Source organism: Chryseobacterium binzhouense (assembly GCF_007474545.1).
GTDB lineage: Bacteria > Bacteroidota > Bacteroidia > Flavobacteriales > Weeksellaceae > Chryseobacterium > Chryseobacterium binzhouense.
In genome coordinates, this window is record NZ_VKOG01000002.1 from 118,654 (window position 1) to 141,350 (window position 22,697).

Sequence of the window (22,697 nt, forward strand, 5' to 3'; positions counted from 1 at the left end):
TAAAAACCAAGGCTATGAAAAACTTTGTAGAACTTTCCATATACGGAATTCTTGCATTCATCCTTTCGATGTGCGTGATTCCGCTGATGAGAATGATTGCCCACAAAATTCAGCTGGTGGATGTTCCCAATGCGAGAAAAGTACATCAGACTGCGATTCCGCTGATTGGCGGACTTGTAATCGGGCTTGTAGTTTTTTTGCTGTTATGGGTTTCTGATGACAAAAGCTGGAAAGACATTCTTCCGATCATCATTACGTCCTACATTATGCTTTTTGTGGGAACGCTGGATGATAAAACAGACATCAGAGCGATCTACAAGTTGGGAATCCAGATCTGCGTGAGTGTGATTATTGCGACTTCAGGTATCCGGATTACTACTCTTTACGGACTTTTCGGAATCCATGAAATGAATGTTTATTTTCAGTATATTCTTACGGTTTTGATCATTACAACGGCTGTAAATGCTTTTAATTTAATTGACGGCATTGACGGTTTGGCAGGAAGTGTTGCCGGAGTAGGTTTTGCTTTGTTTTTCGTTATTGCTTTAATTGAAGGAAATTTCGGACTGGCAAGAATCGGGTTGCTTTTCGTGGGAAGTATTGCTGCATTTCTGCGCTATAATTTCTCTCTGAAGAATAAAATTTTTCTGGGAAATTCAGGTTCTTTATTTTTGGGATATCTGTTGATTTGTCTGGGAATTTACATTACGAAATTCGACAGAAGCACCGGTGAATTCCCTTACGGTATTTTCTTTATTCTTTTTGTATTTACGATTCCCGTAATTGATTCTGTGAGAGTTTATGCAGACCGGATTTCGAGAGGAAAATCGCCATTCAAGGCAGACAAATCGCACATTCATCATCATCTTTTAGAATTGGGATTGTCTCACAAAAGAATTACCTTAACTTTTGTAGCACTGAATATTGTAACCTTTATTGTTCAGTATGTATTTTTCCCGAACTACTCTATCTATACTACTCTGATTTCATTTTTCGTCTTTATTTTTATTTTTAAAATTATTAAGGTGTTGAATCTTTTCTTTACTTGGAAGAAAAATATTAAAGAGATGGAGAAGTTATAATTGATTAATTATTAAATTAATAAATAATACATAACCATCTAATATTCAACACAAAACTAATATACTCCAATTTAGAGGTACGATTTAAAATCTTTTCTTCACTATTTTGCCTTTCTAGTGTCCACTTTTTCTCTGCAATCCAGCAATGAAGTAGAAAGGGTTGCTTTAGTAGATTACCTACTAAATTTTAAAATGATAAATTATCATCTGTTTCTTCTGCAAAACATTAGATTTTTCTAATAGTGGAAGCTTCTTTTTTTCCTTTATTTTTATTTATGAAATAGGATTCAAAATCCACTGATTTCCTGTCGTATTCTATATACTCTTTTTAAGATTTTTGTAAAGAGTTCTTCTGAAATCTTTTTTTGTTCAATTAAAAAAACAAATAAAACATATTCATCATAATGAAATCTAATATTCTTTTCATTGCAAATGGTTTTTGTCTCTTTGTAATTCTTCAACTTCAATCCTTTTGCATCAATAGTTTCTAATTTAGGTGCATTTAATATCTCTATTGGAAATTCTGTTAATTGAGTTCCCGAAACATTTATCCAATGCAAGTTTTTAAGATTTCCTAATTCTTTATGGTGTCTATATCCCCTACAATGCCTTCGGCTTCATCCATTATTTGTTTATGAATAGGCTCTTTAATATTAACATACCACGGGTTTTCATCATCTGCAGAGTAAAGTGCGGGAAGCTTATGCTCTTTTGATGCTTGTACAAAAATAATGGGTTCTACCACAGGAGGCGGATTCACTTTCAGATAATCAGAGCCTAGTTCCGGAAAATGCAAGACTTCGATACGGTTTTCGGGGTCAATGTAAGATGCCCTGAAATACAATTCAAGATCTCTGTCGTGCTCCTCAGAAATCATTTTAATAAGACTGTCGCCTCCCAAAACCAATTTAATAATAACTTTTTGTTGAGAATCCATATCCCAATATTCTTTGGAATAAACATTGCCGTCTTTGTCATATGACTTTATGGAAATTTTATCATATCCTTTAAATTTATCTGTTTCAACATCCAAAATAAAATATAGTAACGAGAAGTCCTCACAATCCCGCAACTCAATTTTAACTTGACGTTTGGTATCATTTGGTGGGATTTTTTGCATTTGCAGATGAAACTTTACTTTGTCACCAATAGAGGCTTCCTTTATAGGTTTATCATTATCATCCGTCCACCAACCTCTTACCATATGCTTCCCTGCAGGTGAGGGATCTTTTGGTTTACCAATGATAGTTCCTCCATCTGCTGTAAAATGACTGCCTTTTCCTGCATATGCTGTAAATTTTTCAGTATAAACTGTCCAAGTTTCACATTCTATACTGTTTGTTTTTCCTACAATTCTTGTAATTTTTCCACCTGCCATCTTTAGTGTAATTTTGAATTCTCGCCACTATTGTTATCAAAAGTTCCTTTTGTGTGGACTTCATTTTTCTTTTCTGATACAATCACCTTTTCTTTGGATTGATCGGTAACTTCCTTTGCTTTAGATTTTTTTTCTCCTTGTGCTACTTCGATAATATTGGCTGCCATCAAAGAATAATCCGCAACCGCATTCTGCATCATCATTGCTCCCGCAAAACTACTGTGATTCATTCCTGCAGTTTCGGAAATGTTCATTCCAGCAGAAGCAGTAATATTCATTCCCGCCGTTATTATTACATTCTCTCCCGCAGTAAAAGTCATATTCTTCGGTGCATTCACATTAATATTCCCAGCACCATCCATAAGGTAAGTATTCCCACTTGGGTCTTCGATAAAAACAGAACCTTCTGCATCATTTAGAATAATCTTGGTTCCGCTTCTCGTATGAATCACTTTCTTATCATTTCCACTTGTGTGATAAGAACTTGTTTCTGAGCCATTATAATGCGTTCCCATCACAAACGGTTTTCCTGCATTCTGAGATTCATGACTTACCAAAACTTCTTCCCAAATTTCAGGGATAAAATGAAACCTTTGAAAAATAAAAAAGGTTTTTACTTTATTTATAGCTCTCCTTATAATCTCCTTCCCATTGGTAAATACGAATACTGTCAGTTTCCAAAGGTTTACCATTAAGCAAAATCTCAATTGAATTATTGTCATCCGAAATTTGTACTTGCATATCTATTTTACCTGTTTCTTTTTTAAAAGCTTCATTGGTTTTTTCCCAATCGAAAAATGCTCTCGCGTTAAATTTTTCAGACTTTTCTTTTCCTGTCTCCCAAAAAAATACCATTTCCTAAGGAATAGCACGCTCTTTATAGGGCATATCCAAAACCCAAGGTCTTAATGCTCCCTCTTTTTCACCATTAAAAGTGTGATTAAGAATTTCAAATAATCTGAATTTAGGATTTTTGGAAGAAACCACAGGATGCCATTGATAACGTATTCTGTAATTATCCCATTTTTGAGACGTTTCTTGAGGGCTTGGATATCCACCAATTTCTTTCATAGTTTTATAGCTGAATTCGGTAGTTACTCTAAATATTTTAGTGTAATTTTCTTTAGCTTTAGCTATTTCCTCTTTATTGGTGATAATTATTGCCTAACGCCCAAGTTCAATACGTGTATTTCCAAAATTAAGCCACACTACAACCATCCCTTTTGGAGCAAAACCGAAAACTAATGTAGAAAAACTATCGTAAGAATTAGTACCATTAGAAGCTTTATACCCTCTTCCCAGCCTTTTATATTCCTGTGTTTCACCCTTAAGGTCATCCCAAAATTGAATAGGCACGCTCCATATAATCTTTTATGGTATCTACAGGGAAATCTACATTTAATCTGTAAAAAGCATCTTCGTAGGGAGAATAATACGTGATATCTGCACCAATAGGCGTTCCGTACTTTTCTGTCCAGCCTGAACCAGAGTAGTCTCCCCATCGTCCGGAAGAACCACCATATGGCAGTCCTGCAGGAGTACCTTCCAATGTTTTAATTTTATCTGCTACAGGTTCTATTCTATATTTTGTTGATGGAGAACATATCTCCACCTGAAAAGCCATTTTTTTATCTCTCATTTTTTGACATTGTGTTAGTTGTATGAACAACAAAACATTTATTATCCCATATATAATTTTTTTAGTAAGACTAACTTTGTATTTTTTCATTTAATATAGGGCATTGATTGTACTTCGGCTGTTTTGGTAGGATTTGATTCATTATATCTTTTGTCTTCTTTCTCTTTAACAATTGTAGAAGGAGTTTTCAAACATTTTGCTATAAGATTTGTATCATAAAACTTATATTCTTCCATAGAAACGGCTGTTCCTTTAATTTTATTAAATTGATACAATGTATTTAAATTTTTTTCGCTTAATTTTGTTTTCTTATTATACTCATTCTTCAATTTATTATAAGAATAATTATTACTTAAATCTATTTCTCCAGTAGAAATTATAGTATAGTCTGAATCTAAGTAAATAAAATCTTTTTCAAAAAGAGAGTCTATTTTTTCAAGATCTTTAATAATTTCTTTAATTTCATTTGTTATATTAAGTGGTTTTCTTTTTACTGTTTCATCAAACATTATTTGGGAATTTTCTATAGTAATTACTCCATCTAAAAAAGAAATATCTGAATCTTTTTCTAAATAAACAGGTAAAAACTCATCATAGTCATTATAGATTGAAAAAGATGTAAGTAAGTCATCAGAAGATGTTTTAATAAATAACCTGAGTTCGGGTTAAGCGAAGTTTAAAAAAAGTTGACCGTCATTTACTTTTTGGAAGTTTAATGACGGTTTTTTTGGAAAAAAACAATACGCAGTCAGCCCTCCCAAAATATTCATCATAAAGTTGTTCACGCTTCGATGTCTGGTGTGTTCCACTTGGCAATGGTTTTTTAATTCATCATTTATGGTTTCAATAATCGCTCTTTTTCTGAGCAAAATCTTGTCTTCCATTTTCATAATATGATTTTTGACTACGTCGAACCACTTTGTTAGGTTTCATATTTTTTCTAAGCTTGGTAAACAGTTGAATGCCATCTGCAAAAAGCATCTCCCACAAAGCTTTTGAAAGATATCCTTTGTCTGCAAATAGTTTCCCAAAAAGTTGCTGGGTCATTTTTTTAATGTGTTTCAGATTTCTGTCATCCACATTTCCTTTCGTAAGATAAAAGGATAAGAGTTCACCTTTTTCATTACAGACCAAATGCAACTTAAACCCATAAAACCAGCCCATTGAAGACTTCCCGCGTTCTGCCAAACCTTTGAAAACTTTATGGTTGTGTATTCTTTGATTTCTGCAAACTTTCAAAGTAGTGCTGTCCATAAAACTAATTCCTGTGCATTTTCCCAAGCATTTTTCTTTTAGAAACAAAGCAAAAACCACAAAACTTCTTTGCTGGAGTTCAATAAATCTGTTGTAGGAAAGGGTTTTAGGAAATAAGTCTTTCCAATAACCACAAACTATTTGCTGGTAATAATGTTTAAAAGTTTTATGAGCTCCCAAATGAAAACCAATCATAATGGTGATCATTTCAGAATCTGACATTAGAGAGGCTCTGTTTCTTCTCTTCTTGCTATCGCCGAGTGTTTCAAACTTCATTTTTTTAATTTGAGCATCAAACTCTTTACAAAAATCATCTATTTGTACAAAAATATTTGTAATTTGGTCTTTCAAATCCATAGCAGTAATTCGTTTAAATATTTGAATGTCAGAAACTTAAATATACGAATTATTGCTATTTTACACAAATTTTATTGATGTTCTTATCCCGAACTCAGGTTAAATAAATATTTTTTTGGTATCACCACCAGTATCGCTATAACAATTTTCTTCCCAAATCCCTTCCTTTTTACCTTTTTTATAAGTTCCTTTTAGAGTACAATATCCAAATTCTATCCATACACCTTCTTTTTGATGTTGGTCATTAAAAAAACCTTTACCATCTTCAAAATCTATTTTTGGCTCTAGTGGAAGAGTTCTAAAATGTGTGTAATTATTTGGGTAATAAAAATTTTTAATATATCGACCTACGGGTAAATTATCAATGTAATTACAGTAAAATATTGTATCATTTTTATCAATATCAATTATCTGAAACGTTCCATTAAACTTTCCTTTCTTTAATGAAAATTTGGTTCCCATTTCAGGATAAATATATGTTGCTGTTTTTTTTTCTCTTATGTTTTTTTTTTAAATTCCATTCAATTGCTCGAGTGCCAAAATCTGGAGTTGCTTTATCATCTCTATATATAGGTGTTTTACATCCTGTAAAAGTATATATGATGTAGAAAAAAAATATTTTATATATGATTGAATTCTTCATTTAGTTTTGTTATTATGTCAAATTGATAATCAAAAAACCATATTTAAAAGAATCATAGTCCATAATTGTATCGGTTGCCTTTTCAACAAAATATATTTTGTGATATTCCTCTATTTTTGTATAAAATTTGATTAAATTTTCCGTAGAGATTATTTTATTTTCCAAGTCGGCAATTTGCTTTTTAGACTCTGATTCAATTTCATCTATTCTCTTTTTCCAATTAATTTTGTCAGAAATGCTTTCTTCTCCAAATTTAAATGGATAATCTTTAGGTTTTCGAATATCGTAATCCTTTCTCCACCCTTCTATTTTAGACAAGTTTTCTTGATAAATAATTTTATTATTCTTTAGTTGATCTAAGTAGGTTTGTTTGGATGATAAATCTTTTGGTGTTACCTCGAAAGGATGTTTTAAACCCATTTCGTGACCTTATTTCGTGTAAAATAGTATCTGCATCAAAGTTGTAAACCATAGAAGAAAAATTATATACATCTTCATATACTACAAATGCACCAGTCTTTTGATTACTCCCAGTTTTAGGCGGTTCATCAATTGGGCTTACAAAAACAAAAATATTGTCCTTTAATTGTTCTTTTGTAATTCCTTTTTCTTTAAAGAACTGTTCTTGAACTTCAGTCAGATACTTTACACCATCCAAAACTACAGAGTTAGAAATGATTTGTTTTTCGATTAGCTTGGATTCATCGATTTCAATTTCATCTAATGTAATATTTGAAGAAAAATTTACACCTATTTTGCAAAAATAAGTATTAGTAAGTTTCTCTGTAAATTTCTGTAAAAAAGAATTCTCGGTTTCAAATTTTACTCCTTTGCCTTTTGCATCTTGGATGTATGTACTAATTAAATTTTGTTTTATACTCTCAAGATCCTGATTGATATAAGATTTTCTTTTTATTTTAATATATCTGAATTTTCTTTTAGAAAAAATAAACAAGTCATTAGGTCTTACCATTAAGATACCAACAATTTCTTTTTTTTCATTTAAAAATTTAATTTCTTGGTTTTCACCAAAATCTTGTTTACATTTTACAATAAGCTTATTTATTACCAATAGCTTTTCATCTTTATCATTGGTAACAACAACCTCATATTTTGATTTTCTCTCTTCTGCATCGTCTCTTAAAGCATAATAATCTTCATTGAAATATTTTTTTTCAATTACAAACTCTTTATTATTAATTGTCTTACCATCATCCGTAAAACCAATATCAAATATTGAGTTATCATATTCTAATAAAATTTTATCATTACTGATTTTTTTTACGTCATCAAATGTTATATATAAGCTTAGGACTACATCTTGCCCAGTTACAATATTATGATTTTTAAACATTCTTAAATACGGCGGGGAATATTCTTTATTATTTATCTTAACTTTAGTTTCATTATAAAAATCAATGAAAATTTCTTTCCCCTTTACACATTTATCAAATATTTCAGAATGTTTTTTTGAACGTATATAAAATTTTTCATCGTTAACTCGATCCCAGTCGAGATTATAATTCATCATCCAACGACTGTCTAGCCAGACTCTAGGATAAACAATAAAATTGATTTTAACTTCTTGATTATCATGTGCATACACATCTGTTGTAGTTATGTTTTCCGGCACATTTATTTGCCCAGAATCTAAAAACTCTATCTTACCACTTTCAGTAGGCACATTTCCCGGCATTTTGCCTGATCCTAGCAAAGTAGATTTTTTTAACAATGCAAAATTGTCCTGTACATTTACTGTACCGAAGTCCTGCCGTTTTGTGAGGGAAAGCAATTGAAATCCATCGTAAAAAGTAAAGTTGGGTATCTGCTTTTATTCAAGATTACTTTTTGAACATTTGATCAAATATTTTTTGTTGTCTATTAATTTTTCCTGTATATCGTCAAAAATATTTTTTTTCAAAGAAAAACTCAATTTCTTAGGAACTTTATATTGACATTTTTCAGTTATTAATCTCTCACTTAAAGGATTAGTTCTATAACTTGAAAGAGTTAATAAATACCAATCTTTTTTTAGTTTATCATAGGTAAAACTTAGTAAATCATAGTCAAGATATTTTGGCGCATAAGTAAATTTAATATTAATATTTTTAATTATTTGTAAATTTGCACTTCCTACCTCTGAATTATAGTTTGAGAAAAAAAATATTGAATCACTTTTTTTTCCAATTGATTTTCCATATTCAAAAATTAATGCGTTAGTAGCCGAATCCTTATATACAATATCCTTATTATTGTCTTTATTTAAATCGGCTCTCGCTATTTTTTTATATTGGGCATTACTTAATAAAGAAAATAAAACCAATAAAATAATTTTACTTTTTCTTAGATATACATACATCATCATATTTAAATAATAATTTTAAATTTTTTGTAAATTCTTTTCGTTCATTCAGTCCATAAGGATTTTTTACTTTTCCATTTATACATTGTGATACTCTTAAAACATCATCTTTATCTGCAACTAAGTTAATATTTTCCCCTGTTGGCACTGTTTTTCCAAGATTTTCCCAATACCATCCAGCTGAACCAAAAGCAAAATGTAAATTACTCGCAATAAGTGAAGCAGAATCTACATCTACTATTTCTACAACTTTCTCTTTAATTGGCTTTCCTTTTTTATTCAGAATTTTTTTACCATTTGCATCTACTTTATCTTTATAATAGATATATTTTTCTTTGTAGAGAGGCTTCCTATCAAACAGTTCATCTATTTTTTTATTATTTAGTAAATGTGGTTCTTTTTCTAATACATAAGAAAAGTATTTCTTTTGAGTTTTTCTCCAAGTTAATTGAATTATTCCTCTACCTTTATAACATGGTCCATCTCCTTCCACTGTATGTTCCATACTCTTTGCATCACTATGATTTCCTGGATTGTACTTCTTACCAGAAGAATATTCTAGCGTAGTGCCATATCTTGACGATTCGTGATAAGACTGAGCTAAAAAATGAATTTTTCTAATACAAGTATTTATATTATGTTTATTCATCACGCTATTAAGTTCTTCACACAATTTTTTATAGGTTTTATCAGATTCTGGCAATGGGCAGTTTTCATCATAAAATAAAGAAGTTGTATTTATTTTTTCTGTTTCTCTAAGTTTTTGAATAATAGTTTTTACTTCTTCTTCCGTAAAATCTCTATTGCAATAGCATTTTTTGTTTTCTTCATTCTCTGGCACCGGAGCACCAGTTGTTGTAATATTTTCCGGTACGTTGACCTGCCCAGAATCCACAAACTCAATCTTCCCACTTTCAGGTGGTATATTTCCGGGCATTTTGCCTGTTCCTGGCAAAGTAGATTTCTTTATCAGTGCTTCATTGTCTTGGACTTTCACAGTTCCGAAGTCTTGCCATTCTGTGAGCAAAAGCATTTGAAAACCATCATAAAAGGTAAAGTTTGGGATTTGCTTTTCTACTTTGGTACCAGTAAGCTTACCTTGAGTGGTCGGAACATCATTCAAAACCTTGAACTCTCCCATATGAGAATTGAACTTTATTTTTGCCCCGTGTATTACTATCAGTTGGTCTTCTGTCGCCTTATCTTTCTCTTCACGCTCTTCACGGATCTCTTCCCCCCGCGCACTGATTTTTGCCTGAGATTTTTCAACGGCTCTTTTCTCTTGAATTTCGGGACTTACTTTTCCTATGACATCCACATTTTCTTTCTCTTCACGAGCGCGGATATCCTTCATCAGTTTTTCTGCAAAAGACCTTTTTTTATTACTACTTAGCCAACCCATAATAGTGAATATTTTATTTGACAGTTGTTTTCTGTGATTTTTACAAAATTTTCCTTTAAAAACCCCTTTTCATAAATTGAAATACCTTCCGTAAGGTTTTCATCTATATCCTCAGAAGTTCTCATTTTTATTGTTATCTTTTCTTCGGAAGAAATTTTTTTATGTAAATATTCCATTTTTTCTTCGGAAATTTTTCTTGTCTTTTTTCCATCTTCCGAATATTGCCCAGTTTGCCCATTAAAATACAACCCAAACATATTATAACCTGTCAAGAATTTAATTACTTTTCCTTCATCTTCCAAGAGATTAGATATTTGTCTAAAATAATTTTCGACTTCGCTACCTTTATTAGTTTCCCACAATTTCATCTGCAATTCTTTCCATCTCAATTTAAGAGTAATGAAGTTGTTCAGCTTTACAATATTATTCTCTTCATCGGCATAGAGGTCTATCTCGTCGAACAGGTAACTTATTTTTTTTAAGAAAAACCCTATTGCTGTATCCTGATCAGAAAAATCAAACTTGGTACAAAGTATATGATAATGATATAATTCTTTACGTTTTTTCAGAAAATGAATTTCTACATCTCGAATGTATTTTTTTTGAGTGTAATAGTTTAGCATAATTTCTTCCAAAACAATGCTTTCAAACTTGTACATTTTAACATTTATCATTTTTAATAAGGAATATTTTTTTATTATTTATGATATACCCTTTTATAATTTTTTGCAGGATCCATACCTAGCCAATCTCTATTTGCCGACCAATGCAGGTACTTATTTCGCAATGTTCGTAAAAGCTCTTGCTCTGTATTCATTATTACGACTTCTTCTATATCGATGGTTTTTATTTCTTTCTCATTTCCATTGTTTTCAGCAGTTGGGGGAAATTTTGGTTTTTCTATGATTGGAATTTGTTTAGGAATAAAAACTCGAAGATTGTCTATTTTTGCCGGTTCAACTTTATGTTTCGACATATCTCTAATTTCTTTATCTATTCTATCTCTTTCTGCTTTTTCTTTTCTTATACGTGCCAATTCTTTATCACTAATAAATAACCATTCTCTTGCTTCTCCGTCAATATATTTTTTCAAATGTGTCTTTGCTCGGTTCAAAATATTATCATTTATCGGGTAAGCTGTTGTTGGATATGTGCCTTTTATCATTTTATGTTTCATATGTTTTGAACCAAGTTCCTCCATAAAATGAAGCGGAATATAGCTATATTCTTTCTTTAGAAACCTTGTACCCGTTAGTTTTCTATAAGCACCAGGCGTATATAAACTATGCTTCTCAACGGAAATATCAAGCTCATCTTCTTTATACCAATGCTCATCAATAAGATGTTGCTTTCTCGTCTCTAATTTTAGATTTGAGTTTATGCTTACACTAGATAGTACTGTAAGTGCCAGTCCAATATTGGCGGTTTCTATCTCATCTACTATTTCTGTTCCAGTTTCATAGGCTCCACCAATATCGCAATGTACTCCGGGAAAATTAAACTCCTTACTACCAATAAAACGTGTAAGCGCAAAGTTCTCTCTATGCTCATCCATTGCTGTAAAGTGGACAGCCTCTGCAAAACCTCCGAGATTGTTAAGCTGTAGTTGTTCCACATCGTCTCCAAAATGATGTTCTGCACCTAGGGTAGCATGCCCTGCACCTACGGCTGCTCTTTTACCCCCTCCCATATCTCCAAACTCTTCATAGGAAGATACTGTATCATAAACACCTATGAAACGTATATCCAATTTTAGACTTTCTAATTCTTCCAGCTTCAAGACTCCTTTGCTTAGGAGATAATATCCCAAGTATCCAAATCTTGGCATTTTACCATTATCTAAGTATTGTGGATCCACTACACTTTTGTCATTAGTAGTGTAAACTTTATAATATTCAATTATGGGTATGGGCGCATCATTTGCAAGAGAACGGCTGTTTCTGTAGCCCACTATTTTGCTTTTTGTTTTGTATGTAACTTCTCTATCTACTGGTCTTTTGCTGTGATTATTAACCTCATACACAAAATTGCGTGCTGCCGCTGCACCACGGCTGAAACCAGAGACATCTATAGTGATTTGACTCAGTTTTTTTTTAGCATTTTGTTTATTCTTTTTTGCTTTCTCTATACTTTCTGCCAACATTTCACATCCTCTTCTTACTTTTCCGCGTACGCCGCTGAAGCCAGAGCCGTACTGAAAGCCATCATCCACATCTCTGCCCACTTTTTCTTTTCCATTTTCATCTTTGCCGCCGATAGTACCAATGCCTTCTATATAAATTGCATATTCTTTTTTCTCGCAACATTTATACATACGGGCAACATTGGTATAATCATTAGAAAAACTATTATCTACGCCCAATTCATCCATCCCAAATTTACGTTCTCCTGGTTTTAACGGTTCTCTATGGCTAGATTTCAGGTATCTTACATATTCGCTGTCATTAGGGTCTGGGTCTGTATTTCCAAGCTTATCATATTCTGCTTCTTGTGCATCTCGTCTTGCTTTTATGGCTTTTTCATTTTCCTCCACTACTTTTTTATAAGTATCATCACGTATCTTACTGCCATCCGATTTGTAGATATAATCGTTTTTTGGTCTAATTCTGTTCTCTTTGTCCCTATATTTTTCTCTTAATTCTGTATTGTACATATTATTAAGTGTCCCGTCAAAGAACATCCCGAACTCCAAATGAAGGTCACCCTCTGGAACTACGGGTGCTCCTGCGTTATATACAAATGTTTGTCCCATAATTATTTAAATATTGTAGCTTCAAAAACTTCTAAATTTTCCGTCTTGATAAAAATGTCTTTGCCGTTGCCTTTTAGCTTTACCGTAAAAAAAGTATTAGGAATATTGACACGAATGTCCAAATCTGCGGTAATATTTTCAGGATGCTCTCCATAGACTTCTTTGAATGCTTTGAAAGCAGATTCTTCATTCAAGTTGCAATTTCCCGCATAATATTTCCCGTCAGTAGCTTTCCAAGAAAAAGTAATTGTTCTAGGTATTGCTTTTTTTATGTATTCCTTTATAGAATATTTTTTAAAAAAAGAGTCTTGAGGTTCTTGCAAAGAAAATTTTTCATTAAATATATATTCTCCTTCTCCGTTCAAATAATCTACGCCATAATCACTCTTCTCATTCAGAACCGAACCATTCTGCAACTCAAAAACAGGTTTCCAATTGTATTTTATGCGGTAGGTGTCCCACAAACCAAAAGGAATAGGTTTGTTTTTATTGGCTTCTTGTACTGCTTTGGGTATAACATCTTCGCTCGTCATTATTCCTTTTTTATATTTTGCATCAAATAGCAAATGCTTGTGACTATCTAAAGCATCGATTTCTGATTGGGATATTACAATTTTCTTCCCTTGATACCTGCCTATTTCTGTTTGTCTACCTACACCAACTGCCCAAACTACCACCACACCGCCTGGTGCAAAACCTGTACAGATTCCGCTATACGTTTCGTGTCTGATTTTTCCGCTCCCGCTAACTTCTTTTGATTCATAGCCTTTTTTGAAAAGATCAAATAATTTCTGATGGTCTATTGGGGTTTCTATGGTGTACATACAATCTTCGGCATACGAGAGCCAGGTTACATTTAAGAATCTAGGCATCCAATCTGAGCGACTATCCATACCTCCGCTTGTAGTTCCCCACGGTGCAACAGCTGTACAAAGACCGTTATTCAAGCTCTTAAAACCTATCCCTCCTTTATACACTTCCACAGGGTAACCAAGGGGACAGGACGTTTGCGCTTCCCAACTAAATTGTTCTTCTTCCATTTTTGTGTTTTTTTGTGTTTTTTCTTGGCAAGATATCATTTGGGTAAACAATAGAAATATCAAACCATATTGTGTTAATTTTTTTATCATAGCATTGAATACTGCATTTATATATGTGAAGTACTTGGTTCTATCGGTAAGTTGATGAAAATATACACAACTAATATAATTATAACTATGGTAATTAAAATTGAGTATAAACAAAACATTTTAAATTTTGCTTCAGTTTTATTTTTACTTAAGCTAGAAAATATAAAAGGTAGGATAAATGACATTGGGAAAAAACCTTCCATAATACCTAATAAAAAAACTTCAAAAAAATCTTTATAACCAAGACTTATTTTATTTTCAACGCTATTTAATATAAAAAGAATAACGATTATAGAGATAAGTGAAGATATAAATGCTATGATTATTTTCTTCACTACTTTATCCTTTATTCACTTTTGCATCTATTTTCCCTAAAACCTTTGCAACTCCAGCACTTTGTATCAATATATCTCCATTTTTAGCTTTATGAGTTGTTTTAGAAGTTGTTTCATCTAAATCTCCAGTAATATTAATGGTCTTATTTTCATTAACTGTTTGCTTATAATTTTTAGATGTGAATTGGTGATCATTAGTAATATTAACTTTATTATCATTACCAACAGAAGTCGTCATATTTTTCCCAACGTTAATATTAAGATTCTCACCAGCAGTAAAAGTCATATTCTTCGGCGCATTCACATTAATATTCCCAGCACCATCCATCAAATAAGTATTCCCACTTGGGTCCTCGATAAAAACAGAACCTTCCGCATCGTTTAAAATAATCTTCGTTCCACTTCGGGTGTGGATTACTTTTTTATCATTTCCACTCGTATGGTAAGAGCTTGTTTCACTACCATTATAGTGCGTTCCCATCACAAAAGGCTTCTCAGCATTTCCGCTTTCAAAACCTACAAGGACTTCTTCGCCAATTTCTGGAATAAAGTGAAAACCTTTTCCTACTCCGGAGTGGGGCTGTATCAATCGTATCCACGGTGTCATCTGGTTTTTATCTTCCTGCCAAGGAAACTGTACCCGCACTCTGCCCATTCCCTTAGGATCATTGTTGTCCATTACTCTTGCAGACTGGGCTTCACATTTAGGAAAAGCCTCGGTGTCAATGTAAGGTGCTGCATTAAACAAATCTGGGATTGCCGTAAATTCGTTATAATATTCGCTTGGATCGTGGATGTGTTTGATGTCAATGATACGGTAGGTTTCCATTGCTTTGCCGTTGATGTCCGAAAGTTCCACACGACCTCCGATTCTTACCGCAGGATTGTAGCTTCGAGCTTTGATGTGCATCAGGTTTTCCCTTTTTTCTTTTTCTAAACGAAGGGCTTCCTGCAATTCTTTTTCAGACATATCTGAGATGCCTGTATGATTGAAGTGCATTTTTGGCTTCTTTTTGAAGATGTTTTTGGAACGGTTAATCGCAACACTTTGGAAAAGATTTGCCTTGAACTCGCTCTGTTGCGACGTACCGTCTTTTTCTATTCTAGCTCCGCTTTGGGCATCATAACTCATCAATCCAAAATCCTGCGCACCGATTTTTAAAGAAAAGGTAACATCCATTAGGTCATCACCTTCTCGTAATTTTAGGGTAGGTTGTGTTCCTGCTCCGAAAACCAGCTCTTCGCCATTGTAATAGAAAAACTCACCGTGGCGTATTGCCAGCCTGCGAATAAACTGATAATCTGACTCTTTGTACTGAACGGTAAAGGGATGAGCGTGTTTTACATTGGGTAAATCTACCTTTATCTTGGCTTCTTTTGGATAAATTTCACAAACTTCACCAATGATCTGTTCTAACGTTTTGTCTTCAAAGCTTTGGCAGTCTTGTCCGCTTTCCAACAGAATACTTGGGGAAAATCCTGTGATAATCAAATCACCATAACCTCCACCTTCATTCTTCGCATTGTCAACTCCACCAATAATTCCGCTGAACGATTGCTGAATTTTCCCCCATTGCCAGAAATTAATCGTAATATTATTTCCAAGAATATTTTTAGAATTCTCCAGCACATACCCTTTAAAACTATCCAAAGCATCATCTGGAACGGTAATAGAAAAAGTATCGTGATCTGCCGTTTTCTGATGAAGCTCTGTGTTGTAACTGTTTTTCAGGAGAAACTCTTTGCCATCCATCATAAAAAGACAGTAAACATTGGGATTCTTAGGATCATTAAGCTGTTCTTTGAAAGATCGTGATGTTCCGAATATAGAAAGGTTAAAAGGTTCGTTTTCCATAATTTGTGTTGTGTTGTAAATTTAAAAAAAATGAATATTAACACTTGATTATTCACTCCAAAGCTTTTCGTGATGGGCTCCGTTCACATTAAATGATTTTGCCATCAGCTGCATTTCGATTTGTAAGGGTTCATTATTATTCGAATCAAAATGTTCTGTGAACTGCACACAGAAGGCTTTTTCAAAGACAAGTTCCTGCAGTTTGCTCATTGCATCTCTTCGGTAGTAAACAATTTTTCCATTTTTGACCTGGCTATGATCAAGCATCCAGCTTAATAATTCAGGATTTCCTGTGCTTTCTATACGGATGATGATTTCACCGCCTTTTGGCATTCCTTTCGGTCTTCCTGTTGTGTCTATTGGCTGTACAAATGTATACTTGCATTCCAGTATATTGTAGGTATTACCGTCTAATTCTAATTTTGATAAAAACGACATATTGTAGTTGTTGGTTGATGATTGTCTGTAGATGGATTTTAACTTATCCGCATTGAAACAAGTTCCTAAAAGCAAAAAAATGGGTAATGTAAAGATTACCCATTTTTATTTATTCAATGAGTTACACCCATTCATTCTCGTACGCTCCGCTTCCCATTTCTATTTTTCTTGCAGAAATAGTAAAGGTTTCTGTGAGTGGATTATCTCCTACCGAATCAAACTTCTCTTTGTGTTTCACCAAATAGGCTTCAGAGAATTTTAATTCTTTCAGCGTTGCCTGGCTGTCTCTTTTGTAGAATACAACACTTCCGTCTTTTCTTTCGAAAGAATTGGTCATCCATTCAAATAAATCGGTTTCTCCAGTACTTTCAACAGTAATATCTATTTTACCACCTCTGGTAATAGTTGAAGGTCTCCCTGTGGCATCTGTTTCCTGGAATAAACCGTAGTTTACATTCAATACATTGTATTTTTTTCCTGAAACATTTAATGTAGCTTGAAATGACATAATTGTAATTTTTAATTATTATAATTGGATTTTGTGTTTTTTAAAATCTTTCAACCATTAAGTTTGAATAGATCAGGATAATTGAAATTACATTAACCAATCCCTACCTAAACAACAATAGTTTAAAGAATTAAAGGAAAGTTATTGGGTTATACCCACTCATTGGTATGCTTTGCAGTACCCATTTCTATCTCTCTTGCAGAAAGTACGAAAGTTTCCGTCAATGGGTTTTCACCGGAAGCATCAAAATTTTCAGTGTATTTCACAATGTATGCCTCTTTGAACTTCAGCTCCTTTAAGGTAGCATCACTGTCTCTTTTGATGAATTTTACTACTCCGTCTTTTCTTTCAAATGAATTGGTCATCCATTCAAAAAGATCGGTTTCTCCGGTTCCTTCTACTGTGATAAAGATTTTACCGCCACGGGTTACGGAAGAGGGTCTTCCTGTTTTGTCGGTCTCCTGTAGCATTGCGTATTCTACAGATAATACATTACGCGTTTTTCCTACGCAGTCGAAAATGGTCTTAAATGACATAATTAATATATTTAGGTTTAACTTTTAATACTACCAAAAATGGAATATATTCTTTATGATGCTTTTTTGTTCGAAATATATACTTTTACAAAAACCAAATATGGAATATATTCTTAATGAGGTGAAATTAATTCTAAGTTTTCACTCTCCTGTAGAAATATCTACATAGCAAATGTAGAAATATTTTTTAATCCTGCAAACAGTTTTTCATCTATCAAATTTTTATAATCGCAATATTATCAATAATTTACAAATCAATTTTGAAAAATAATTCAACGAAAAACAGGCTTAACATCTCCATAAAACAAATACAAATTATTTTATAATATAAATAATTTATTACCATTGAATTATTCGTAATGGATGAAATTTTCACTTAAAACAGGTCTATAGATAAATATCTACAAAATTTGACAAAATTCACTTGATATTTTACCGAAAAAATCACCTTTCATAACATTAAATTGCTAGTTGAATAATTAGAAATTGAAAAATACAGGAAGATAATCTGACCTTGAATTAAATTTCAATGTAAAATATCTTAAACAATTTTACTTTCTGACCATCAAAGTGTTCTTTTTTCTTAAAGAACAAAATAGCGTACCATTTCCAAAGAATTATTACCCATATTTTATCAACAAAAAGCATAGAAGCAAAACCGCTTCTATGCTTAAAAACACAAATGATATTAAAGAAATAAACTCTTCTATTTTTGTTCGTATTCGGTATCCCATTCGTTTCCATCATCTCCTTTATGACCGTCCATTTTAATAAGAAAGTTTTTAGCCGGGAAGTATGGTTTCATATGGATATCCAAATGTATTCTGTCTTTTTGTACAGGATCTTGCTCAAATTTTCTAATCTCGAAATTTTCAATCAGTTTTCCCGGACCGGTAATGCCGTCAAGGAAACGAACAATCTGATTCATAATTTCTTTTCTGGTCACCGCAGTAAAGTTTTCAAAAGCTCTTCTGTTTAAGAAGTCCATCAATACCTTGGTTACATAATCAAATACTCTTACTACAGAATAAGTCTGAAGCCCTAAGTTATCTCCGTTGAATAAAGTTTTACCAGAGAATGCCATTACTTTTCCGTATTCGTTGACCATCGGAATCAATCCCAGGTTTTCAAGATTGGCAATTTCACTTTTCTTTAAATCAAATTTAACTCCGTCAACTTCATTGATTCCTCCGAATTTTTTCCCTGCGGTAACTTGTGACATCAGCGTTTTATATACTTTTCCTGCCAATGCTCCTGATGGCGGAATGAAAAGATCATCCAATTCGTCAATTTCTTCAAATCTTCCTCTTCCAACAAGCCAGTTGCAGGTCATTAGTACATTGGAACGATAAATATCGCCTCCGGTAAGGTAAGCCTGATCAAACATTTCCATCACATCATCCGGTTCGTCCAAGTGTTCAAAATCGGTTACCAGCATCACTTTATTCTGGTGTGCAATTTTTGCCCATTTTTCTACTACAGTACTAGATCCCAAATATCCCGGAATAACCAAAAGTCCATAATTGTTTTTAAGATCCAAACGGTCATAATTATCTGATAGTTCTGCGTGGATAGTATCTATAAAACGGGTGTTGTCTAAGTCTTTAAGCTGTTCTAATGTTGCATTGACAACGGTTACATTCTTTACCTTATCTGATTCTGTATTTTTATAAAATAATGCAACTGTTCTGTAATTGCCTTCCAGCTCTCTGGTAGCATCTACCGCTTTAGACAAGTTTTTAGAAAGCAGTTCTTCTGCTGATTTTCTTTGGTCTTCGCAATGTGCTACCATATCAGTAAGAGAATCGCTTTTACTGATCACACTTGCCCAGAGTTCTAAGGTTTTTTTGAGTGTTTCTCTTTCTTTTTCTTTCCCTTTTTCGGTAAGGAAGATTTTTCTTCTTGCTTTTCTGTCCGGGTTGATATTTTGAACATTCTCAATAGATGTTTCCAATAAATCAAAACCTCCGTAACGGGCTAGTTTTTCTATGGATTTGTCTAATGATACTTGTCCTCCTTTTTTTTGCTCCAAAACAGGAGTCTCTATTGAATGTTGTGTTTCTTGCTGTTTTTGTGACATTGTAATTTGTGTTTTTGGTTATTTGTTTTCTTCTAATTCTTTTATAAGTGATTGCAACGTATCCTGGAGTGCTTTTTTAGCATCCGGATCTTCCAATGCAGCTTTAAGAATTTTGTTGGTTTTCAGTTGTTTTACAATCTTCTGGTACTGGTCTTTTTCTGTTTCCAGTCCGGTGAGAAAACTACTTTGTGCCGTAATTCCTTTCGTTCCGAAATCTCCAAGATTTTTGAATTTCAGGTTTTCCATTCGGATAGAACCGTTCGCATCTTCAAAATCAACTTTGACTTCTGGTTTGTAATGTTCAAAAACTTTTTCTACTGTAGTAAGCCCTTCTACCAATTCTGGTTTTACAGGGTCATCTGCAGTAAATTTCTGTGCGAAAAGTGTTCTGTTTTGCGGGATTTCGAAAATCGCTTCACTTGCGTCTAGTGGTACTTCATTACCACCAATTCCTTTGTTTGTCAACATAGTATATGGTTTAAAATTGTTGTTTTTTAATTCTAATCCAGAGATGGCATCGTAATTTCCACAAAAGAAAAGCTGAAACGAAAATTATTCGGGCTTTGTAAGGAATTTAAAGATTTCATCAATGTGTGTTTTTTTATTTATATAAATATATGAAATTTTGATAATACAAAACTTTATTTTTCAAATAATCGGTATGGATAAATATTGGCAGATGCATTTTTCAGTTTTAATGAAAAACTGTCGCACAAATAGTTCCATTCCGATTCTTCAACTGCCACTGCATTTTCTTTGTTTCGGATCAGAAAAACGTCTATCGTTCTGCTAAACCCTCCCTTCAAAGACACTTCTTTTTTGGTTCCTTTCTTCACTTCAATCCCCGTAATGGTGTTCTTGAAGTGATTCATCCCAAAAGCTCTTATATCGGCTACGGTAACAATTCTTCCGCGGGTAAGAAGTGCGCTCCTGTATTCCAGAATTTTATCCTGTGAGGACAGTTTTTTTCTTCCTCCCACAGAGGTTTGTATCATTACAGCCGTGGGATTCATTGAGCGGTTTCCTTTGTTTTCTTCTGTCATTATCGTGCCTGGTTTTAGATTATTCGCTTCCTCAGCTGCTGTTGACCAATAGGAAATTGTACAATTAATTTCTGATGTTTCGTTTCCTGAAGAAATAATAAGATATGGATTGTTGGCTTCTGTAAAATTTTTCTCTTTGGCGACCTGATGAAGTGAGGCCACGTGTTGGTTGATTTGTTTTAAAGTTTCGTTAACTGAATTGATACCCATTGCAGCAAAAGCCGCTGTTTCATCTTTAATGAGTTCCAAAAGATATTGTAAAAGTTCTGAAGCATTTCTGCGATCAAATCGGGAAACACCGCCTTTTCTTAACATAGCAGTCATTCCTTCATTTTCTGTATCGTAATTTTTTATATCCAGTCTTTTCCCATTACGGTCATCAGAGACATAATCCAAATCTAAGAAATAGTCTTTTTCATCAATTGGAATAATATTAAGCCGTCCTTTAATTTTGCGGCCAATATCTTTATTTCGGATATTAAGCATAGGAACGCAATTCAGAGAAAAACGTATATTTTTTAATATATCTGGTACAATGGCTTCTGAAAACCTGAATTTCAGCCAGATGACATCCTCTTCTTCTCCTGCTCTGTGATTCGGAAAGTTCTTAATGAATAGTTCTTCTTTTTCTGGTTTTGCTGAAAAATCAATTTTACCTTTCAGAGTAAAAAAATTGCCTGCATAATATTGGTTGACTTCGTTATAGATATATTCCAGATCAGAATAGTTTTTGGTAATGATATTTTCAAGATTTAAACCTTCATTGTCTACGTTGTAACCTTCTTTAAATTCATATTCTTTGTCTGCAAAAAAAACCTTTACCTGATGAAGGTAGTAAAAGAACAATTCTTTTTGATAGGCATTATTAATGTCAATAAAAAACATCAAATCTTCTACATTTTCTTTGTTGGGAGAATGAATACCCAGCCACAATTCTCCGGAAGGAATGTGCATTTCTGCTTTTCCAACAGCATCTTCAAAGAAGAAGCTTTCGACTTGATTTAAAGTATCAGCATAGGCAATATATTTCACTTTTGCCGTGGTCAGTTTCGCTTCTATGGAAGGACTGAAATAGACATCTTTACTTGTGCTTTCCGCAGGATTGTATATATTCTGCTTTCGTATGGATGTTTTAAAACTGTTATAGAGAGAGATTTTAGCATTGTTTTCCAATGGGCTTACCTGTAGAAGTGTTCTTGCCGGAACGACTCCAGAAACTTCTTCTGGAAACATTACCTCTAAAACTCTTTCGATAATCCTGGCTCGTGAACTTTCTAATTCAAAACCTAATTTTTCCAACTCGGCTGCGCAGGCAGACAGTAATAAACTGATAACAGGATCAAATGAAGTTTCTGCTTCCAATTCATTGTAACCCCACATTCGGGCGGCTCTTCTTAATATGCGGTCTTTTATGCGGTCTTGATTCATTTTTTTGTCAGTTGATGGTTGTCAGATTTTTTTTAGCTATTTTTTTAATACGAAAGCGGTCCTACAAAGAACGAATTACTGAAAGTAAAAGGGCGGTTGGTTTCCAATATCAGTCCTTTAATAGCAAGGGTTACTTTCTTTTTCATCTTTCTTTTCCCAAATGTTCCCAGGTTATAATCGTTTATGGATACTTCTACATTTTCCAATATCAATCGTTTTTCGTGTCTTGTAACGGAAGTCTTCAGTGTTTCCGAAATCAGTTCTTTCAGCATATTGTCGCTCTTCATCAAATCAAAATCCATTTCCCATATTTCGGTACCATAGGTTTCATCAAATTTACATTCGCCTAAAGCTGTGGTTGCCAGTAGGAAGATGTGCTGACGAATGGAGGTCTCCAAAGTGACCTTTTCCGCATCTTTTTTTTCGATTAAAGACTCAAAATCCAGTGGTAAATTATAATAAACTCCTTGCATTA

Annotated in this window: 25 protein-coding genes and 1 pseudogene; 1 reads left to right on the forward strand and 25 read right to left on the reverse strand. The window is 33.2% G+C overall.

What is annotated here, in order from left to right; translation table 11 throughout:
* Positions 1-14 precede the first annotated feature (14 nt).
* On the forward strand, positions 15-1,082 hold the full coding sequence (locus FNE73_RS06255) for a glycosyltransferase family 4 protein (RefSeq protein ID WP_143883924.1): 1,068 nt from the start codon (positions 15-17) through the stop codon (positions 1,080-1,082).
* Between the two features lie 287 nt (positions 1,083-1,369).
* Here the strand turns inward: FNE73_RS06255 and FNE73_RS06260 are convergent, their stop codons facing one another.
* The 25 genes and pseudogenes from FNE73_RS06260 to FNE73_RS06365 form a co-directional block, all read right to left on the reverse strand.
* Positions 1,370-1,642, reverse strand: coding sequence for a hypothetical protein (locus tag FNE73_RS06260; protein WP_143883925.1), 273 nt, complete (start codon positions 1,640-1,642; stop codon positions 1,370-1,372).
* 14 nt (positions 1,643-1,656) lie between these two features.
* The gene (locus FNE73_RS06265; RefSeq protein WP_143883926.1) at positions 1,657-2,460 is read right to left on the reverse strand and encodes a hypothetical protein; all 804 of its coding nucleotides are present in this window, start codon (positions 2,458-2,460) and stop codon (positions 1,657-1,659) included.
* A gap of 2 nt (positions 2,461-2,462) precedes the next feature.
* The gene (locus FNE73_RS16835) at positions 2,463-3,152 is read right to left on the reverse strand and encodes a hypothetical protein (protein ID WP_228429918.1); all 690 of its coding nucleotides are present in this window, start codon (positions 3,150-3,152) and stop codon (positions 2,463-2,465) included.
* Positions 3,079-3,315 (reverse strand): hypothetical protein, encoded by a 237-nt coding sequence (locus tag FNE73_RS16840; protein ID WP_228429921.1) that lies wholly within the window; start codon positions 3,313-3,315, stop codon positions 3,079-3,081. The genes FNE73_RS16835 and FNE73_RS16840 overlap by 74 nt, the downstream gene beginning before the upstream one ends.
* A 3-nt stretch (positions 3,316-3,318) precedes the next feature.
* Positions 3,319-3,531: a hypothetical protein gene (locus FNE73_RS16845; RefSeq protein ID WP_228429923.1), complete on the reverse strand. Its 213-nt coding sequence runs from the start codon at positions 3,529-3,531 to the stop codon at positions 3,319-3,321.
* A gap of 93 nt (positions 3,532-3,624) precedes the next feature.
* Positions 3,625-3,816 carry a DUF2931 family protein gene (locus FNE73_RS16850; protein WP_228429926.1) on the reverse strand — a complete coding sequence of 64 codons (192 nt, stop codon included), beginning with the start codon at positions 3,814-3,816 and terminating at the stop codon, positions 3,625-3,627.
* Positions 3,794-4,099: a hypothetical protein gene (locus FNE73_RS16855; RefSeq protein WP_228429929.1), complete on the reverse strand. Its 306-nt coding sequence runs from the start codon at positions 4,097-4,099 to the stop codon at positions 3,794-3,796. Before FNE73_RS16855 ends, FNE73_RS16850 begins: the two co-directional genes overlap by 23 nt.
* An 86-nt stretch (positions 4,100-4,185) precedes the next feature.
* Positions 4,186-4,608, reverse strand: coding sequence for a hypothetical protein (locus FNE73_RS06280; protein ID WP_143883927.1), 423 nt, complete (start codon positions 4,606-4,608; stop codon positions 4,186-4,188).
* A gap of 156 nt (positions 4,609-4,764) precedes the next feature.
* Positions 4,765-5,710 (reverse strand): annotated as a pseudogene (locus FNE73_RS06285) (IS982 family transposase).
* 99 nt (positions 5,711-5,809) lie between these two features.
* Positions 5,810-6,172 carry a hypothetical protein gene (locus FNE73_RS06290; protein WP_143883928.1) on the reverse strand — a complete coding sequence of 121 codons (363 nt, stop codon included), beginning with the start codon at positions 6,170-6,172 and terminating at the stop codon, positions 5,810-5,812.
* Positions 6,173-6,365: 193 nt separating this feature from the next.
* Complete coding sequence (locus FNE73_RS06295) at positions 6,366-6,671, reverse strand: hypothetical protein (RefSeq protein ID WP_185147303.1); 306 nt, start codon at positions 6,669-6,671, stop codon at positions 6,366-6,368.
* Positions 6,672-6,693: 22 nt separating this feature from the next.
* Entirely contained in the window at positions 6,694-8,067 is a 1,374-nt protein-coding gene (locus FNE73_RS16690) for a hypothetical protein (protein ID WP_185147304.1), read from the reverse strand.
* Between the two features lie 117 nt (positions 8,068-8,184).
* Entirely contained in the window at positions 8,185-8,712 is a 528-nt protein-coding gene (locus FNE73_RS06305; RefSeq protein ID WP_185147305.1) for a hypothetical protein, read from the reverse strand.
* Positions 8,687-10,117, reverse strand: a complete 1,431-nt coding sequence (locus FNE73_RS06310) for a lysozyme family protein (RefSeq protein WP_143883931.1) — start codon at positions 10,115-10,117, stop codon at positions 8,687-8,689. The genes FNE73_RS06305 and FNE73_RS06310 overlap by 26 nt, the downstream gene beginning before the upstream one ends.
* The gene (locus FNE73_RS06315) at positions 10,105-10,791 is read right to left on the reverse strand and encodes a hypothetical protein (RefSeq protein ID WP_143883932.1); all 687 of its coding nucleotides are present in this window, start codon (positions 10,789-10,791) and stop codon (positions 10,105-10,107) included. The genes FNE73_RS06310 and FNE73_RS06315 overlap by 13 nt, the downstream gene beginning before the upstream one ends.
* A gap of 23 nt (positions 10,792-10,814) precedes the next feature.
* Positions 10,815-12,869 carry a phospholipase effector Tle1 domain-containing protein gene (locus tag FNE73_RS06320; protein WP_143883933.1) on the reverse strand — a complete coding sequence of 685 codons (2,055 nt, stop codon included), beginning with the start codon at positions 12,867-12,869 and terminating at the stop codon, positions 10,815-10,817.
* Between the two features lie 2 nt (positions 12,870-12,871).
* Positions 12,872-13,909 (reverse strand): DUF2931 family protein, encoded by a 1,038-nt coding sequence (locus tag FNE73_RS06325; RefSeq protein WP_262711333.1) that lies wholly within the window; start codon positions 13,907-13,909, stop codon positions 12,872-12,874.
* Between the two features lie 429 nt (positions 13,910-14,338).
* The gene (locus tag FNE73_RS06330) at positions 14,339-16,189 is read right to left on the reverse strand and encodes a type VI secretion system Vgr family protein (protein ID WP_143883935.1); all 1,851 of its coding nucleotides are present in this window, start codon (positions 16,187-16,189) and stop codon (positions 14,339-14,341) included.
* 48 nt (positions 16,190-16,237) lie between these two features.
* Positions 16,238-16,627 carry a type VI secretion system tube protein TssD gene (gene tssD / locus FNE73_RS06335; protein WP_143883936.1) on the reverse strand — a complete coding sequence of 130 codons (390 nt, stop codon included), beginning with the start codon at positions 16,625-16,627 and terminating at the stop codon, positions 16,238-16,240.
* A 121-nt stretch (positions 16,628-16,748) separates the two neighbouring features.
* Complete coding sequence (tssD, locus tag FNE73_RS06340) at positions 16,749-17,135, reverse strand: type VI secretion system tube protein TssD (protein WP_130913106.1); 387 nt, start codon at positions 17,133-17,135, stop codon at positions 16,749-16,751.
* 149 nt (positions 17,136-17,284) lie between these two features.
* Positions 17,285-17,671, reverse strand: coding sequence for a type VI secretion system tube protein TssD (gene tssD / locus FNE73_RS06345; protein ID WP_143883937.1), 387 nt, complete (start codon positions 17,669-17,671; stop codon positions 17,285-17,287).
* Between the two features lie 706 nt (positions 17,672-18,377).
* Positions 18,378-19,751 (reverse strand): DUF5458 family protein, encoded by a 1,374-nt coding sequence (locus tag FNE73_RS06350; RefSeq protein ID WP_185147306.1) that lies wholly within the window; start codon positions 19,749-19,751, stop codon positions 18,378-18,380.
* Between the two features lie 18 nt (positions 19,752-19,769).
* Positions 19,770-20,219, reverse strand: a complete 450-nt coding sequence (locus FNE73_RS06355) for a hypothetical protein (protein ID WP_143883938.1) — start codon at positions 20,217-20,219, stop codon at positions 19,770-19,772.
* A 173-nt stretch (positions 20,220-20,392) separates the two neighbouring features.
* On the reverse strand, positions 20,393-22,222 hold the full coding sequence (locus FNE73_RS06360) for a type VI secretion system baseplate subunit TssF (protein WP_143883939.1): 1,830 nt from the start codon (positions 22,220-22,222) through the stop codon (positions 20,393-20,395).
* A gap of 44 nt (positions 22,223-22,266) precedes the next feature.
* Positions 22,267-22,695 (reverse strand): GPW/gp25 family protein, encoded by a 429-nt coding sequence (locus FNE73_RS06365; protein WP_143883940.1) that lies wholly within the window; start codon positions 22,693-22,695, stop codon positions 22,267-22,269.
* Positions 22,696-22,697: the final 2 nt, after the last annotated feature.